Raw genomic sequence first — 17,169 nt, 5'->3', positions numbered from 1 at the left:
GAAGCGCAAATACTACTCAAACGGTTTTGCGAAGATTAGAAGATGATTGGAAAAGACAAGGATTTGATCAATGTATCCAATCCTTAAAAGTTCAATACCTAGGATATGAAATAAATCCTGGTTTTGCAGCTAGAGCAAAAGATTTTTTATTGGGGAAGGCAAATGCTGATTCAAGAAGCTCTTTCTTTAGGGATTTTCCTTTATTTCCTTGGAATGGAAAAGAAGAACTTATTATTGCTGAAAATATGTTTCAAGGAATCAAGAAATTAGAACAGGAAAGAATATACAAAAAATCTGTTCACTTTTTTATCTGCTCGTATGCTTTTCATCATGTACCTAATGGAAATGCCCTGAAAGCTCATTTATTTTCTGGGCGTAACTTTTTCTCTCCACAACAAATTGAGAATTTTATAGAAAGCCTTAAAAGTATTTTAAATCTCTCTAATTCAGAACCGATCACTAACTCAACAGAAGAATATTTTAAGGCTAAGGCCTTTGCAGAGTATTTTCGCAATCCACAGAAATTGGATTCTAACGGCTTCTATAAAGCTATTGATGAGATTACGAAAGCGATTCAAGGAAGGTCTAGCCAAAAAAATATTGATCAGTTTCTTGACGAGTTTCTTATTGATTTCAAGTTAGAAATACTTAGAACTATTAGAGATTTGTTAGTTCCAGGAGGAATATTAGCAATCGCCGATCCGGATGGTACGTCTAGTTTTAATGCAGAGCGAATTATGGTAGATATAGAAATGGGAGTTGCCCATTTTCTTAATGTTGAAGAAATAGTAGAGTTACTTAAACAAGCACGTTTTGAACATATAGAATATTATGTAGTAGGCAAGACAAAAGATACTAGAAAAGATTATCTTTTTGATATTGTAGAAGGAAAAAATAAATCTGATTTTGAAGATCCTAATTTAGGATATATTATCTTAGCTCAACGTCCTTTCTATTAGAGGTTTAACTAATGCAAAACTTTCCAGAAAATCAAAAACCAGCTCCTGAAACTTACCAGACTCTGAAAAAATTATGGAAGAATCATGATGATATTTTCAAAAAAACTTTCCAGTCAAAAAAACCTTATGGGGAACCTATGGGAAAAAAACAACTTGAGGACTGTGTTGATTCTTTAGAACCTCTAATAGATGCTGGCTTAATTATAGATTATCAAGATTTCATTAACGTAGAGTCCACGTGCCAGATTAACGTGATCGATCGAACAAGTTACACAGACCCAATATTCATTTGTACAGATTTCCCTGAACACAATAAGCAACGAGTATTTCCTTATTGTGATGAAGCTGAACAGTGGTTAAAACTATATCATCAATTTATAAGAACGACAGACGAACCTGAAATTATTGTTGATTTATGTTGCGGTGCTGGTTCGATTGGACTTTGTTTAGCTAAACTCTATCCACGGAGTACAGTGATTGGATTCGATAATAATCCACGCGCTTTGAAATATGCCGAATATAATGCTACCTTAAATCATATAAATACCTTAAATCAGAGACAAAAACGTTTTAGAGTTCTTCAGTGGGATGCAATTCGCGATATTAATGATTATGATCGCGGAGATGATACTAGACGAGAATGGGAAAGTTGGCAAGGACAAGTGGATTTAGTTTGTGCTGATCCTCCCTTCTCAATGAATCCACCAGAAATTAGTTTTGAACATTCACACGGTGGAGAAGATGGAAGCCGAATTTCACATAAAAATATGGAAAATGCCGCTTATTTACTCAAGGAAAGAGGAGTGTTTTTAATGCTATCCTATAGTTTGGGTGATAAAGAAAAACCAATAAAATTACTAGAAACTTTCGCCGATTATTTTCCAGAAAATAATTATGAAATTGTATCTAAACTACAATCAATTCCTGATGCTTTAGTATGGAGAGTTAACGGAGAAAAATCTTTTAAAGCTCCTATGGACGTTCAATATATGATTGCTCGTTACAATGATGAACCTTTTTATACGCGATTCCAAAAGAAAGGAAAGACTCTAAAAGACTACCAACAATGGATTGATACAACAATGATTGACAAAGGACTAACCCATTTGCATTATATCTGGTTAGCAGTTAGAAAAAAATAAAATTTATTACTGCATTACCGCTCAAGACTAAAGTGTGATAACAAATTTGTTAACTCTACCATAAATGACATCATGGAATCTATTCAAAAAAGAATAAAATCTTTTATTCAAAACAAGGAGCAACTCTGGATTCAACATCGTCGCTCATTCCATACGTTCCCAGAAATGGGTTGGCTGGAGTACGAAACAACAGTTAAAATTATTGAATTCCTTCAAGAAAATGGGATTGATGTAGAATTTGGTCGCGGGATTCATACTCCCAATTTAAGAATGGGACTTCCACCTCAAGAAGAAATGAAAAAACATTTTGCTGAGGTAGTTACAAAATTTCCAGATAAGGAAGAAATTCTTGACAAAATCAAAGAAGGCTTTACAGGTGTAGTTGCTACAATACAGGGAGAAAAAACAGGGACAATTCGAGCAATTCGGTGCGATATTGATGCTCTCCCAATTCTGGAAATGCAAGAAGAGAGGCATTTTCCCGCATCTCAAGGATTTTCTTCTAGAAATTATGGTGTGATGCACGCTTGTGGTCACGATGTTCATGCAGCAATTGGTTTAGGCATTGCTCAAACTCTTCAATCATTTCAAAAAGAACTTTCTGGAACGGTCAAAATTATTTTTCAACCTGCTGAGGAAGGTGTTCGCGGAGCAGTGTCAATGGTCGAAAGCGGTATAGTTGATAATGTTCAAGAACTTTATACTTACCATGTAGGAGTTAAAGCCAAAAAATTAGGAGAAATTATTGGGGGCTGGAATAAGCTGCTCCATACGACTAAAATCAATTTGAAATATATTGGAAGACGTGCCCATGCTGCTGCTGCTCCTGAAGAAGGAATTGATGCTTTAGATTGTGCGTGCGAAACCAAGTTAAAATGCAAAGAATTAAACGAAAAATATCGTAGCCAAGCTAGGGTTAATATTGGCAAGATTGTTGGAGGAGAAGCCAGAAATATCATAGCTCCCAATGCTACTTTAGATATGGAAATTAGAGCCGTTGATAACCAAGCACATGACCAATTAAAAAGAGAACTAGAAGAATTAATTGATTCAATTGCTCAGAAATATAATGCCAGTTTTCATACAGATATTGTAGGAGCTTCTCCTTTAGGAAACTCAGATCCAGAATTAGCGAATAAAATTATTGAAGCAGCAAAATTAATACCACTGTTTCAAAAAAGAATAGAAATAGGGGAATCATTTGGAGCTAGTGACGATGCTGCAACTTGGATGAATAAAGTTCAATCTAATGGAGGAAAAGCAACGTATTTCGGTATAGGAACTCCTATTTGTGGAGGTCATCATACAGAGGATTTTGATATTGATGAGCAAATCATTCCTGCTACCGTAGAACTTTTAGCAATGATTTTGTTAAACGATCGCTTTTGTTGAGTTCCTTTGTTCAAAGCCGAATGTCTATTATTCCGTATCCAAGATATTCCCAGTCCGAATTATTGAGGCTCTTTGCTAGATTATGATACTCAGTGCGAACTCGCTCTCTATCCTCATCGCTAACATAAAATTTGCAATCAGCCTTTTTAGCTAATCCTTCAGCTAAATTCATCGGATTTGGCTGTTCTTTTTTTCCATTGATACGCCACATTGTTTGATCTTCCAGTAATTTCCATGAGACTTTTGATTTTCCAAATAGTTGTTCTGCTTTATCAATAACTTCCCACTTATCTTGTTGCTTATTCCCAACTGTATAGCAGAGCATTGAAGCATGAATACTATCTTTATCTAGGTTATTCATGGCAAATTTATGAATAGCTTCTAATGCCTTAAAACTCCAAGTTGCACCCGTTATACCTCCATCAGCCGCTAACGGCAAAACGTTGGGAAGTGGAGCAATAGCAAAAGGCATATTGGTTAAAAATAAAATGTTGCGAGTAACTAACTTACTAAGCTCTTTGGGAATTCCACCTCTTATATCATTTTGTTTAATAAAAACATTTGGTATCTCATTGAGAATACTATTAATTAAAGTATAAATTACGGCTCTATGACTGACATCAAATGAATACCTTTGTTGTATTTCTGAAACTGATAAACCATGATGGCCACATCCACAGGAGAAATCTATTAAAGTGGTGGCTATTTCGTCCAAACGCTTTTCCTCCATGTGTCGCAGCAAGTTGACGCTTTCATCAGAGAAAGGAAAGACCCGATATTGTTTGGGAATCCATAAACCATCTGTTAAAAAAATACGGTCTTGCAAAGAATTGATTTTCACTTGCAGTTTGCCATCTTTCACTAAACCATTTTTGTTGAAAAATTCATGGTCGCGATACTTTTCATCAACCTCAAATAGTTGTCCCAAAAACTGTTCCGATTTCAACCATTGTTGATATTGCGGATTATTAAAAATATCTTGAAAAATTTCAAGTAGTTCTGAAGCTAAGGTAGGGTTAGGTTTTAATTGTCTAGAAATCAAGGATAATTCGTCTGCTGTCAGCATGGTTTTGTAATAAAGTGTGTAAGGTACTGAATTGCTATAAAATAAAGTTAGGCCTCAGTATAACATTCTTCAGTGTCATTAAAACCCCTATGACTAACTCAATTGATATATGGACTGAAACTAAAGATGCAGTTCATGCCACTGACATTTCCATCGTTCGTCAATACTTACTAAACTTATTCTGCACTCTTGCCTATAAAGAAGGTGATTTTGTTCTTTCTTCAGGGCAGCGTAGTTCTTATTACATTAATGCCAAGCCAGTGATCCTTAATCCCTTTGGAGCATTAGCAACAGGCCGCCTATTGTTTGCTATGCTGCCCAAAACAGCCCAAGCAGTGGCAGGTTTAACTCTTGGGGCTGACCCAATTGTAACATCTGTGAGTATTGTGTCAGCCTACGAAAACCGTCCCATCTCAGCTTTTATTATTCGTAAAGAGGCAAAGGGACATGGAACAATGGCCTATATCGAGGGTCCTACCCTAGAATTAGGTACAGAGGTAGTTGTTTTAGAGGATGTGGTGACAACTGGGGCTTCGGCAATGAAAGCAGTAAAGCGACTAAGAGATGTTGGATACAAAGTCGATCAAATAATTACTTTGGTAGATAGACAGCAAGGAGGAGCACAATTGTATGAGGAAGAGGGTCTTAAGTTTCAATCTGTGTTTACCATAAAAGAGATTCAATCACAATACTAAAAAGCCAAGTAACAGTCTTTGTTTTCTCTATTGGCACTTCCAGCCATGCTCCCTAGCATGGTGAACTCCTTCTTAGTATTCTATTAATGACCCGCCATGCGATGGCCAATGGTAGCGAGATCCGCGTCGGCGATCGCGCTTTCATAGACCAACTTTCCTTCACTCATCACCAAAAGGCGATCGGCTAGAATCAAGAGTTCATCAAGGTCTTCACTCACCAAAAGAATCGCCACACCGCGATTGCGAGCCGCTAAAATTTGGCTGTGAATGTATTCTACCGCCGAAAAATCTAGACCAAAACAAGGATTTGAGACAATTAATAGCTGAATCGTCTCAGAAGACAATTCCCGCGCCAGCACCGTCCGTTGTACATTTCCCCCCGAAAGATTGCCCACTGGCGTTTGTGCCGAAGGAGTGCGAATAGAAAAGGTTTCAATCAAGGCTCGAGCCATTTGCCGAATCACATTGAGAAATAAGAATCCTCGTTTAGACTGGGGAGGGCGATCGAAGGTTCGCAAAGCCAAGTTTTCCGCAACACTCATGTGAGGAACGCAGGCATTCTGTAACGGTTCCTCCGGCAGGACATAAACCTGATGCTTTGTCATTTCCTTGCGCGTCGGCTGATAGGGTTGACCGTTAACGAAAACTTGTCCGGTAGTAGGCGATCGCTGCCCGCACAAAACCTCTACTAATTCCTTTTGACCATTCCCCGAAACCCCAGCAATACCAACAATTTCCCCCTTATTCACCGTCAGATTAATCCGCTCCAGGGCAGGCAACCCATTATCCTTATCCGCCCCTAATTCCCGTAACTCTAAAACCGGAGCAGGATTCTCCAAAGTGGTTTTGGCAACGGTTTTCACCTCTCGCGCCTCCCCCAACATCATTGCTCCCATGTCAGCAACGGTTAATTCCTTGACCAGTCCTTGGCCTGCCAGTTTTCCCTTGCGTAAAACGGTAACTTCATCAGCGAAAGCCGTCACCTCTCGGAACTTATGGGAAATCATCAGCACGCTCAGTTTCCCTTTTGTGACTTCCTCTCGCAAAAGTCCCAACACCTCGTCTGCTTCATCGGGGGTTAATACCGAGGTGGGTTCATCCAAAATCAAAATACGGCTTTGCAAATAGAGTTGCTTGAGAATTTCCAGCTTTTGCTTCTCTCCTGCGGCCAATTCCCCCACAGGTCGCTCTAAAGGCAGGTGAAACGGTGCAGTATCCATAAAAGCACCGAGTTGCTCCCTCTCCTGCTGCCAATTAATCAGGGGGGAACCTTCAAAGCGAGATAAAACCAAATTTTCCGCTACGGTCATGGCTGGAACTGAGGTAAAATGCTGATAAACCATGCCGATACCCAGTTGATGCGCCGCCGCCGGATTTTTGATGCCGCGAGATTGTTTCCCTACGCACACATCCCCCGAGGTGGGCTGATAGAAGCCCATGACACATTTGACGAGGGTACTTTTTCCCGCGCCATTTTCCCCGAGGAGGGCATGGAAACTGCCGGGTTTGAGATGCAAGGAGACTTTATCTAGGGCGACCAAGGTTCCAAAATGCTTGCTCAGATTAATCGCTTCTAGGTCTGGTGGTAAAGATTTCTCGATAACGGAAGAGGATGACATCGGGGTTACTCCAAAGCAAGGATCGAGGGGTCTATAAATCGGGAAATGTTGCCATGACTTCCAGCAAGGCGGTGGAGGTGGCGACGCTACCAAAAACACCCCCCTGCATTTTAATCATTTGTAGTGCTGCGAGGTGGTTGTTATAGTCCGTTGCCGCCGTACAATCGGAAAGCATTAGGCATTCATAGCCGCGATCGTTGGCATCCCGCATGGTGGTATGGACGCAAACATCGGTAGTAATGCCTGTGAGGATGATATTTTCGATGCCTTTGGTTTTTAGCAACAAATCTAAATCCGTGGCGTAGAAAGAGCCTTTCCCTGGTTTATCAATGATGGCTTCTCCAGTAATAGGAGCCAATTCGGGAATAATATCCCAGCCCGGTTCCCCTCGTACCAAAATGCGACCGCAGGGACCCGGATCGCCGATTCCTGCTCCAATTTGCCGCGATCGCCATTGTTTGTTGGCGGGTAGGTCTGCTAAATCCGGGCGATGTCCTTCCCGGGTGTGCATGACGTGAAAACCCTTTTCCCGTGCCATCGAGAGTACCTTGCCGATTGGTTCAATCGGTGCGCGGGTTAGGGAAAGGTCGTAACCCATGCGATCGACATAGCCTCCGATGCCGCAAAAATCCGTCTGCATATCGATAATTAGCAGCACTGTATTTTCGGGTCGCAAATCCCCATTGTAAGGATAGGGATAGGGGTCGGCGGTGACAAATTGTTCCATAATATAAGTTCTCCATTTTTTTCTCATAATCGCGATTCATTTGTCCGTCCTAAAGCGCCTGGAACTCCCGTTAGAGTGCGTTTAGGGGAACAAGTAATCACCATAATCAGCAAGGTCAAGATGTAAGGGGAGGCATTAAAGAGGTAATAGTAGGAATCGATGCCCACGGACTGTAATGCGGGGCCGATCGCCTGGGCTCCCCCGAATAAAAGGGAGGCATACAAGCATTGCATCGGTCTCCATTTGGCAAAAATCACCAGTGCTACCGCCATTAGCCCTTGACCGCTAGAAATGCGCTCGCTCCAACTGCCGGGATAATAGAGAGATAAAGACGCACCGCCAATGCCAGCGAGGAAGCTACCCGCCATAATGCTCAAAAGTCGAACTTTATAAATGGAAACCCCCATTGCACGGGCAGCATCGGGGCTATCTCCCACGGCACGGATCAGTAAACCCCAACGGGTGGAGCGGAAAAACCACTGCATAACTGGGGCGATCGCCACCCCAATGAGAAATAAGGGGCTAATCTGTAAGGCTGCTTGCACGGGGGGACTCTGACTCCATGCGCCTAAATCTAAGGTGGGAAGTTGGGGTGCAGAAGGTTGGATAAAGGGTTTACCCAAGAAAAACGCCAAACCACTGCCAAAGATAATCATGGCAATGCCCACCGCCACATCGTTGACCCGAGGCTGTTGGGAGAGAAAGCCGTGGATGAAACCAAAAAGCAAACCCGCAACCCCAGCAGACAAAACTCCGAGCCAAGGAGAGCCTGTTAAATAGGAAATCCCATAAGCGCTCATAGCTCCCATCAGTAATGTTCCTTCGAGGCCGAGGTTGATTTTGCCACTTTTTTCTGTGAGGCATTCTCCTAAGCTCACAAAGAGAAAGGGCGCACTCCCTCGCAAGGTTCCGGCGATAATGCCGAGGGGAACTCCCAACCAGCCTAGGGCTTCAGCCATGATTCGATACTCCTCATCATTTAATTTCCTGCTAAACTTCCGAAGTGGCGATCGCCCGCTCTTTGAAAAAATCAAAGCGACCATAGAGAGAGTCACTATAGAGAATGGACAGAAAAACCAATCCCTGAAAGACTAAAGCCGTGGCATCGGGTAAGCCATGACTCCTCTGTAAAATCCCAGCACTGGCCAGAATTCCCCCTAACATAATCGAGACGAGAATGGCAGCGAGGGGATTTTGACGGGCTACAAAGGCAACGAGAACCCCACCATAGCCATAATTAGAGTTGAGAGATATATTGGCGCGACCGTGAACTGCTGCCACTTCTACCATCCCGGCAAGTCCCGCGCAAGCACCCCCTAGAAAACAAATGGCAATAGTGAGTTTCCCCACGGGAAGCCCGGCAATTTTTGCGGCACGTAAGTTACCCCCAGCCATCCTTGCAGCAAAGCCAAAAGTTGTACGCTGGATTAAAATATAGGCCAGCACGCAGGCAATGATCCCGAAGAGCAAGCCGTAATGGACCCGCATTCCTGGCAGATTTCCCAGCATATTCACATCGGCGATCGGGTAGGAAGAAGGCTTATTGAGGGAACTGGGATCCCGCATGGGACCTTCTACCAATTGATTGAGTAAGGCGATCGCAATGTAATTCATTAACAAACTACTAATCGTCTCATTCACCGCTCGGTAATGGCGCAAAATGCCAACAATGGCGATCCAAAGACCGCCGATCGCTATTCCTCCCAAAGCCATACCTAGTTGCACGACAATGGGCGCAGCGCCTTGAATGGCTAATCCTACTGCAACGGCTCCCAAACCCCCCAAGACGATCGCCCCCTCATTGCCGATAATCACCAGTCCCAGTCGTGCGGGCAGAATTGTACAAAGGGCGCTCAACATCAAGGGAGAAGCGCGAATCAGGGTATTTTGGAAGGCGCTCCAACTGCCAAAAGCTGCCCGATAAATCGAATGATAAACCCCAAAAGGATTTGCACCAGCAAAAGCACAAAAGATGCCAAAGACGAAAAAGGCTACAAGCATTGCCCCTAGGGGAATACAGATAAATTCTAGCGTCCTGCGCCAAGATTGCATTCGGATCATGACTTACCCCGCAACTTTACCATCTACACCATCCACCAGCCAGTCCATTTGCTCTAATTCGATCGCCTTTTGGTCGTATTTCTTACCGGAGGGAATTTGCACTTTCCCCGTGTTGTCTTTGATTTCCCCCTCATAGATCGCCATCTCATTCGCGGTGAGCTTCTCTTTGACTGCGTTGGCATCTGCTTGGACTTCCTCGCTGACCCCAGGGCCATAGGCTGAGAGGGTACAGAAGCGATCGGAGAATCCTCCTCGCAGTAAGTGAGGAATACCCCCATCCATCAAGGTTTTGCCGTCGAGAAGGTCTTTCGCATATTGAGTATAAACGCTCGACCAATCCCACTCGGCTCCGGTGAGATAGCCTTTGGGGGCTAAGGGTGCTTGATCGGTGTGATAACCGGAGCAGTAAATACCGCGTTTCTCTGCGGTTTCCATAATCACTTTGGGACTATCTACATGACAGGTGACAACATCAATGCTTTGATCTGCCATACTATTCGTCGCTTCGGATTCTTTCACCGGGAGAGACCAATCCCCTGTAAAAATAACTTGCACGGTCGCTTTCGGGTTAACCGAGCGCGCACCTAGGGTAAAACTGTTAATATTGCGAAGAACTTGAGGAATGGGTTTCGCTGCAATAAAGCCTAGCTTATCAGTTTTGGTGGTTTGGCCGGCGACAATCCCCGCAATATATTGCGCTTCGTCAATGTAGCCAAAATAACTGCCAACGTTGGGGGGGTGAACCTTTTCATCATAGACGCTACCACAGTGGAAAAACTGCACCTCGGGAAACTCTTCTGCCAGTTCCAAAATGTGAGGATCGAAGTAGCCAAAGGAGGTAGGAAAGAGAATCTTTGCGCCATCAAGTTCGATCATACTCCGCATGGTTTCCTGCACGGCGTTGGTTTCGGGAACATTCGCTTCCTCGACTATTTTAATGCCTGGAATTTCCGCCATCGCTGCTGCACCGATCGCATGACTCTGGTTATAACCGTAATCATCCTTGGGTCCGACGTAAATAAAGCCAACAACGAGGTCGTCACTTCCTTTAGATGCAGCATCATCTGTAGCATCATCTGCGCTATCTCCTGAAGAACTACACCCAGCCGTTAAGCGAGCGACACCAAATGCCGTGGATGCCAGCAAACCTCGCATGACTTGTCGTCGCGATAGGGATAAAAACGGTCTTTGATTCATACCAATTTTCCTCTCAAAGATAGCAAGCAACGTTCAACACTAACAAGAAGAGGGTAAAAAAAATGTGTAGTAAGTCACTTCTATAGCAATCTTAATTTTATTCTGGACTGCCAATCGTGTCTAGGATTGACAAGATTAATCTGGAAATGAGTTTCTCAGGCTATGCGATCGCAGCTTGGTACATTTAAAACTCAATCTTTAATCAAGACTTAACAGCATAGTTCATCGATCGCAATCTTAAAGCCAAGGAGAACTTTTTGCGTACTGACAGTTTCTCCCGATGTAAAAATTTGTTTGTTTGCTGAGGTAACAACAATAACCCAGCAATTTTCAGGAAAAACTAACCAAACTTCTTCCGCACCGGATCGCAAATATTCTTCAGCTTTGGCGATAACATCTTCAGCAAAATCGGTGGGGGAAACAATTTCAGCAGTGAGGGGAAAACTACGCGGAAGAACTTTCGCATCGCCATATTCTGCAACCAATTCTGGGGTTAAATAAGCAACATCGGGAGAACGTCCTTGTTCCTGAGTGCGACAGGGAGGACTAATATAAACCGATCCTCTTTGACTGCTTAAATCTTTATAATTTGTCCAATAATAACTCAAACGACTTTGGATTTTTCCATGTTCTAAAGTTGCACTATTTTTTGCGATTAATTCTCCATTCACCCACTCGGTACGTTTTGGGGGATTTTCTAGCCAGTCTTCTAAGGAGAGGGTTTTTGAGTGTTGGGGAATGAGTATAGTTGCTGTCATTTTTATAAGTTATTGAACTATTGTCTTGTCTCTATTTGGGCTTATAAAGAAAGTCTCTCCATACAGCAATAAGAATACCTTGAATCTCAACTTTGTTAGCATCACACTCAATTACATTGAAGTTAGAATTTGATGGTTTTAATGTTACTCGATCGGCAAATTTATAATATCGTTTTAGTGTTGTTCCACAACCGTCAACCCGAGCCGCAACAATTTCACCATTTCTAGGAATATCAAGGTTAAGATGTCTTTGCATTATTACCAAATCGCCATCTTGAATCATATCGTCAATCATACTATTTCCCATTACTCTCAAAGCATAAAAACTGGATTGATGTAAGATAAAAGTAATATCAAGAGTCTCCTTTTCATCTGCAAATAGCTCAATTAGACTACCAGCAGCAATTGTACCCTCAACTTGGAGTCCTGTTTTTTGAGGCTGATAAAGAATACGAATAGTCCTTGCTTTTCCTTCTGTCCAGTCTATATACTTTTTATTCCGCAAACGCTCTAAACGACTTTGAATAGGGGCAGGACTTTTTAAATTCATTGCTCGCATCATTTGACGAATCGATGGAGTATGTTGTTCTGTTCTAATATATTCAACCAAGAAATCATATAGCTCTTTTTGTGGAGGTGTGAGTTTTTCTTTTTCGATTAAAGATGTATTATATGTTATCTGTTCGGGATAATCAGTATTATTTGTAGTTTTTGTTAATTCATCATGCAAAGAAAGGTATTTTTCCGATATTTTAGGTGTTTCTTGTAGCGTTGAATCTACATCTGGGAGAGTAATAATATCTTCAAAAGTACAGTTAAGAGCCTTACAGAGCTTGGCTATTCTGTCAAACCAATCTGAGCCACTTCTTTCTGTTTCCCAATTAGCAATCGTATTTTCAGTCACACCAACCATTGTTGCAAGTTCTAATTGGGTGAGACCTGCTTGTTTACGGAGTGATGTTATGCGTTCCCCCAGTGATGGACTTTGTTTAGACATGACCGCTTTTACTCTTGCAACTCTAATTTCCTACTATAGCCTTAAGTATTTTGCCTAAATTATTTAAGGCTATGTCTCTCAGTTTGGCTATATGCAGGAAAATTTCAGGAATCTAGCATAGTACACTTGACATAGTACGTACAAATGAATTATATTAGATTCAATGGACTTAGTACAGTTTTATAGTACCATTGACAAACTAAATAACCCAAAATTACACGACTTGGAGGATTGGTATGGGATTAGCTAACAGAAAATTAAGGGTTTGCGCCTATTGGCGCAGCTATCTGCGATTGCTAAAGGTCAGAATTCGTCGTTCTTTCATTGCTAACCTTCCAAGTCATGGAAATTATTCACAGACAAATAAAATGGAAGATATCAAACTCCTATTGGAAATTGTTCTTATCATCACCACTCTAGCACAATCGCCTTGGTTGCTAATGCTTTCTGGTTTGCTCCTTGCGCTGTATTTCTGGTTAAAGCCTCCCAACAGCTAAATATAACGATAAATAACAGCTACACGATAGGGGTTTACTTCGCTAAACTTCTATCCTTTTGTCAAATCAAAAAAATGATTAAAAATCGCATTCCCTTCCCAAAAGCACCTCAAGAAAAAAATCGTTCCACCAAACAACTAAATTCAGGTAACAAAGGACTGGTTAATGTGTCTTGTTGAAGAAGCGTAACGGCTAATTTTAATACTCCATTCTCGCGACGATAAACCTGTAGAGATTGCTTTTTTCCATCGCAAATCCAATATTCTTGCACTCCTCGAACAGAATACAACTTTAATTTTAATTCATAGTCTCGCTTGCGATCTGCTGCACTTCTCGATAAAACTTCTATGACTAATTCCGGTGCATCGATGAGATGTCCCGCATCATCAAAAATATCTTGCGATCGCCCTTGACTAATCCAAACTACATCAGGAATTACACTATTTGTATCGGAAAAAATCACCCCAGGTGCCACTGCAACTCTTCCCAAACCTGTTTTTCTGCACCATACTTTTAATTCTACGGCAATATTCACAGAAATTTCTTGATGTTGCCAATGAGGTGCGCGTGTCACAAAAAGTTCTCCTGCAATAATTTCATAGCGTTTCTCGTTGTCTGAAAAGAGTTCTAAATCGGCGATCGCCCAGCAAACTTTATCGGGGGTTGCAGTTGTCATTGTTTTAGCTTTATGACAGTGCATTCTATTTTAGCTGAAGTTTGACGATCGCGCTTGCTCTATCCTTGAGGAGTGCGATCGCCCCCAGACAAGTTAAAATAGCAAACAGAAATATTTTGCGATCGCCATGAATTCTTCCTCCCAAAAGCCGCAAACAGGTGGTGGTTTACCCCTAATTCAATATTGGGCAGAACAAACTCTCTCTCCTCAAGGTGCTAAACTTTGGCAAACTTTAAATCACAAAAGCGCGTGTTTATCTTGTGCTTGGGGAACGGGGGGACAAAAAGGTGGCTTTATTAATGAAGCAGGGGAATATTTGCAACGGTGCGCTAAAAGCGTCGAGGCGATCGCGGCTGAATTGCAACCTCCTATCCCTCAAGGGTTTTGGCAGCAGTACAGTGTAGCAGAGTTACAGGAATTGAGTTCTCTGGAGTGCGATCGCCTCGGTAGACTCAGCTATCCTCTCCTTCTCGAAGCGGGACAAACCCACTATCGGCGCATTTCTTGGCAGGAAGTCTACGAGATCGGCGATCGCGCTTTTCGCAGAGAAGGCGATCGCCTTGCTAGTTATAGTTCTGGGCGTTCTTCCAATGAAGCAGCTTACTTGTTACAGTTGTTTATGCGAGCTTCAGGAAGTAACAATCTCGCCGACTGTTCCGATCTCTGTCATGCAGCTTCGGGAGTCGGGTTAAAACAGGTGTTTGGATCGGGAACTTCGATGGTGAGTTTAGAGAGTTTAAAACACTCTGACTGCGTGGTTTTAATCGGTTCAAATGCCCCAGCAAATCATCCCCGTTTGATGAATGAATTGATTAAATTGCGCGATCGCGGTGGCAAGGTTATTATTATCAATCCTCAGCTAGAAATCGGTTTAGTTAAATTCGCCTCTCCCGCGTTTCCTATTAAGTCTCTCCTTAAAGGTGGTTCTGATATTTCCAGCTTATATTTACAACCCATTCCCGGAAGCGATACGGCATTATTTATCGGTTTGCAAAAAGCCGCGATCGAACAAGATTTAATCCAACTTGATTATTTACAATCTTATACAGAAGGATGGGAGGAAGTTGTTAGTTATGCCCAAGAACAATCTTGGGACTATATTACCCAAACTTGCGGGTTATCTCGAGAAGAAATAGAAGAAGTGGGATACGCGATCGCGACTTCCGATAAAGTCGTATTTGCTTGGGCAATGGGCATCACTCAACAAGCCAATGGAGTTGATAATGTTCGCAGCATTGCTAACCTGGCTTTACTAACAGGAAATGCTGGAAAACTAGGTGCGGGGACTATGCCCATTCGCGGACATTCCAACGTACAAGGTGTGGGATCGATGGGGGTAACAATACGCTTAAAAGAAGAGATTAAACAGGCACTTTCTCAGCTTTTAGGGCATGATTTAAAGGAAACTCAAGGTTACGACACTCGTGCTTTAATTGATGCAGCTTTTACGAACAAAATTGATACACTTTTCTGTTTGGGAGGGAATCTTTATGCAGCCAATCCCGACTTAAACCAAGCTAGAAAAGCACTGTCTCAAATTGAAACAATTTTCTATGTCGCCACCAAACCTAACTTAGGACATTTTCACGGATTAGCAAAACAAAATACTTTAATTTTACCCGTTTTCAATCGCTTTGAAAATCCCCACAAAACAACAACAGAATCTGGTAATAATTTTGTGCGCTTGAATGATGAAGGAAAAAGCCATTTAACGCAGCAAAACTCCGATCTTGTTTCGGAAGTTGAACTACTCACAGAAATCGCCCATCGCCGTCATGGAGAAAACCCCGTACAGTGGCGGAAACTGCAAGATACAAGCTATATACGAGAGTTAATTGCTAAAACAATTCCCGGTTACAAAAAGATAGGAGAAATTGATACAACCCAAGCAGAATTTACGATTTCTGGGCGCATTTTTACCGAACCCAAATTTGCCACAGATTCCGGTAAAGCCAAGATGAAAATAACCCCTCTTCCCGATCTATCTCTTCCCGATCGCGCATCTTTTAATATTCCTAAAAATTGTCGCAGTTTGATACTTATTTTAGGAAGTGGGCGCAGTTATACCCAACATAACACAGTTGTCTATCGTAGCGCCGATAAATTTCGAGGAATGCCTCATCGATATTGTATTCTAATGAATGCAGGTGATGTCAAAAAAGCAGGATTTAAAGAACATGAAAAAGTAAATGTGAAAGGAGATGCAGGAGAACTACAAGAGATAGAAATTATCTGCGGTGGAATGCGCGAAGGGGCAGCATTTATGTTTTATCCTGAAGCAAATATTCTCTTTACTGCCAATGTCGATCGCCAAAGCGGAACACCTGCCTATAAACGAGTTCCTATTTGTATCTATAAACCCTAAATATTGCTAAAATGTCTGCTAATTGGTTAACCTCTGGGGGCATTGTTGCCTTACCTCTTTTTCTCTTTTCCTTAATTGCGATCGCCCTCATTCTCGAACGTCTAATTTTCTGGTTTCGCATCAATAATCGACAGCGTAAAATTGTGCAGGAAGTATTAAAAATATATCCTAACGATCCGCCTCGCACAGTGCAAATATTGCGAGAAAATAGTACATTACCCATTGCCCGTATTTTCTTAGAAGCATTGTCCCGCGATCGCCCCAACCCAGAAGCATTTCGCCTCGCCCTCGAAAGCGCCGCACAAGCAGAAATCCCCATTCTCAAGCGCTTTAATACGGTGTTTGAAACGATTATTAGCGTCTCGCCATTATTGGGGTTATTGGGGACAATTTTAGGGCTAATTCGTACCTTTGCAGCTCTAAAAATTGGCGAAATTGGTGGCAGTAATTCTGGTGCAGTTACTCAAGGCATTAGCGAAGCCTTGATTTCTACCGGAATTGGCTTAATTGTTGCGATCGTCACTCTTTTATTTGCCAATATGTTTCGGGGGTTTTACTTGCGTCAATTTGCCTTTATTCAAGAGTCTGGGGGACAATTAGAGTTATTGTATCGCGATCGCTACGAACGCAGAAGAAAAGGACGTTAAATATAAATAACTGAGTTAGTCTTTAGATTTTTCCGGTAAAGTCTAGTAAGCGATGCGCTAATTCTAATTTACTGCACGGTGCGATCGCTTCTTGTCTTCCCGCGCGATCGAGGAAAATAGCTTGATTCATCTCGCTTTTAAATCCCGCGTCTGGTATATCAATCGGGTTGGCTGCGATCGCATCTAAGTTTTTTCGGTATAATTTTTCTAAAGCAGGCTTGACAATATCACCTGTTTGTGCTGCAAACCCGATTAGTTTTTGCGGGGGTTGTTTGCGTTTGCCCAATTCTGCTGCAATATCGGCAACAGAAGCAAGGGGAAGAGAAGAGGGGATATCTTTTTTGGCCAGCTTGCGATCGCCATAATGGGCA

General features: G+C 42.2%; 17 protein-coding genes and 1 pseudogene. 7 read left to right on the top strand and 11 right to left on the bottom strand.

Translation table 11 applies throughout. From position 1 onward, the window contains the following. From VB714_RS24625 to VB714_RS24615, 3 genes are all read left to right on the top strand, one after another. The coding region (locus VB714_RS24625; protein ID WP_323227602.1) for a hypothetical protein at positions 1–959 on the top strand (959 nt) is incomplete at its 5' end. Between the two features lie 11 nt (positions 960–970). Beyond that, positions 971–2,101 (top strand): methyltransferase, encoded by a 1,131-nt coding sequence (locus VB714_RS24620; RefSeq protein WP_323227600.1) that lies wholly within the window; start codon positions 971–973, stop codon positions 2,099–2,101. A 72-nt stretch (positions 2,102–2,173) separates the two neighbouring features. Next, positions 2,174–3,493, top strand: coding sequence for an amidohydrolase (locus VB714_RS24615; protein ID WP_323227599.1), 1,320 nt, complete (start codon positions 2,174–2,176; stop codon positions 3,491–3,493). A 10-nt stretch (positions 3,494–3,503) separates the two neighbouring features. Here the strand turns inward: VB714_RS24615 and VB714_RS24610 are convergent, their stop codons facing one another. Beyond that, on the bottom strand, positions 3,504–4,559 hold the full coding sequence (locus VB714_RS24610; RefSeq protein ID WP_323227597.1) for a hypothetical protein: 1,056 nt from the start codon (positions 4,557–4,559) through the stop codon (positions 3,504–3,506). An 89-nt stretch (positions 4,560–4,648) separates the two neighbouring features. Here VB714_RS24610 and pyrE point away from each other — a divergent pair, with 89 nt between their 5' ends. Then, complete coding sequence (pyrE, locus tag VB714_RS24605) at positions 4,649–5,254, top strand: orotate phosphoribosyltransferase (RefSeq protein ID WP_323227595.1); 606 nt, start codon at positions 4,649–4,651, stop codon at positions 5,252–5,254. A gap of 83 nt (positions 5,255–5,337) precedes the next feature. Here pyrE and VB714_RS24600 read toward each other — a convergent pair whose 3' ends face one another. From VB714_RS24600 to VB714_RS27595, 8 genes and pseudogenes are all read right to left on the bottom strand, one after another. Beyond that, a complete protein-coding gene (locus tag VB714_RS24600) occupies positions 5,338–6,873 on the bottom strand; it encodes an ABC transporter ATP-binding protein (RefSeq protein WP_323227594.1) in 1,536 nt (511 codons plus the stop codon). Positions 6,874–6,904: 31 nt separating this feature from the next. Then, positions 6,905–7,600: a cysteine hydrolase family protein gene (locus VB714_RS24595; protein ID WP_416309789.1), complete on the bottom strand. Its 696-nt coding sequence runs from the start codon at positions 7,598–7,600 to the stop codon at positions 6,905–6,907. 23 nt (positions 7,601–7,623) lie between these two features. After that, complete coding sequence (locus VB714_RS24590) at positions 7,624–8,562, bottom strand: ABC transporter permease (RefSeq protein ID WP_416309788.1); 939 nt, start codon at positions 8,560–8,562, stop codon at positions 7,624–7,626. A gap of 28 nt (positions 8,563–8,590) precedes the next feature. Beyond that, positions 8,591–9,652: an ABC transporter permease gene (locus tag VB714_RS24585; protein ID WP_416309787.1), complete on the bottom strand. Its 1,062-nt coding sequence runs from the start codon at positions 9,650–9,652 to the stop codon at positions 8,591–8,593. 12 nt (positions 9,653–9,664) lie between these two features. Beyond that, positions 9,665–10,858 (bottom strand): BMP family ABC transporter substrate-binding protein, encoded by a 1,194-nt coding sequence (locus VB714_RS24580; protein ID WP_323227586.1) that lies wholly within the window; start codon positions 10,856–10,858, stop codon positions 9,665–9,667. 209 nt (positions 10,859–11,067) lie between these two features. Further along, the gene (locus VB714_RS24575; protein WP_323227584.1) at positions 11,068–11,616 is read right to left on the bottom strand and encodes a Uma2 family endonuclease; all 549 of its coding nucleotides are present in this window, start codon (positions 11,614–11,616) and stop codon (positions 11,068–11,070) included. Between the two features lie 31 nt (positions 11,617–11,647). Beyond that, complete coding sequence (gene lexA / locus VB714_RS27600) at positions 11,648–12,274, bottom strand: transcriptional repressor LexA (protein ID WP_416309786.1); 627 nt, start codon at positions 12,272–12,274, stop codon at positions 11,648–11,650. A 135-nt stretch (positions 12,275–12,409) separates the two neighbouring features. Beyond that, positions 12,410–12,613: pseudogene (locus VB714_RS27595) on the bottom strand (helix-turn-helix domain-containing protein); the annotation flags it as partial. Positions 12,614–12,849: 236 nt separating this feature from the next. Here VB714_RS27595 and VB714_RS24565 point away from each other — a divergent pair. Next, on the top strand, positions 12,850–13,110 hold the full coding sequence (locus VB714_RS24565) for a hypothetical protein (protein ID WP_323227582.1): 261 nt from the start codon (positions 12,850–12,852) through the stop codon (positions 13,108–13,110). 109 nt (positions 13,111–13,219) lie between these two features. Here the strand turns inward: VB714_RS24565 and VB714_RS24560 are convergent, their stop codons facing one another. After that, on the bottom strand, positions 13,220–13,786 hold the full coding sequence (locus VB714_RS24560; RefSeq protein WP_323227581.1) for a Uma2 family endonuclease: 567 nt from the start codon (positions 13,784–13,786) through the stop codon (positions 13,220–13,222). Between the two features lie 127 nt (positions 13,787–13,913). Between VB714_RS24560 and VB714_RS24555 the strand changes: the two genes are divergently transcribed. Then, positions 13,914–16,151 carry an FdhF/YdeP family oxidoreductase gene (locus VB714_RS24555; protein ID WP_323227580.1) on the top strand — a complete coding sequence of 746 codons (2,238 nt, stop codon included), beginning with the start codon at positions 13,914–13,916 and terminating at the stop codon, positions 16,149–16,151. A gap of 11 nt (positions 16,152–16,162) precedes the next feature. Further along, the gene (locus VB714_RS24550; protein WP_323227578.1) at positions 16,163–16,798 is read left to right on the top strand and encodes a MotA/TolQ/ExbB proton channel family protein; all 636 of its coding nucleotides are present in this window, start codon (positions 16,163–16,165) and stop codon (positions 16,796–16,798) included. Between the two features lie 22 nt (positions 16,799–16,820). Here VB714_RS24550 and VB714_RS24545 read toward each other — a convergent pair. Continuing rightward, on the bottom strand, positions 16,821–17,169 hold a 349-nt coding region (locus VB714_RS24545; protein ID WP_323227577.1), incomplete at its 5' end, for a phosphopantothenoylcysteine decarboxylase.

The organism is Spirulina sp. 06S082 (assembly GCF_034932145.1).
Lineage (GTDB): Bacteria > Cyanobacteriota > Cyanobacteriia > Cyanobacteriales > Spirulinaceae > CCY15215.
This window is presented reverse-complemented; position numbering and strand designations above follow the sequence as displayed.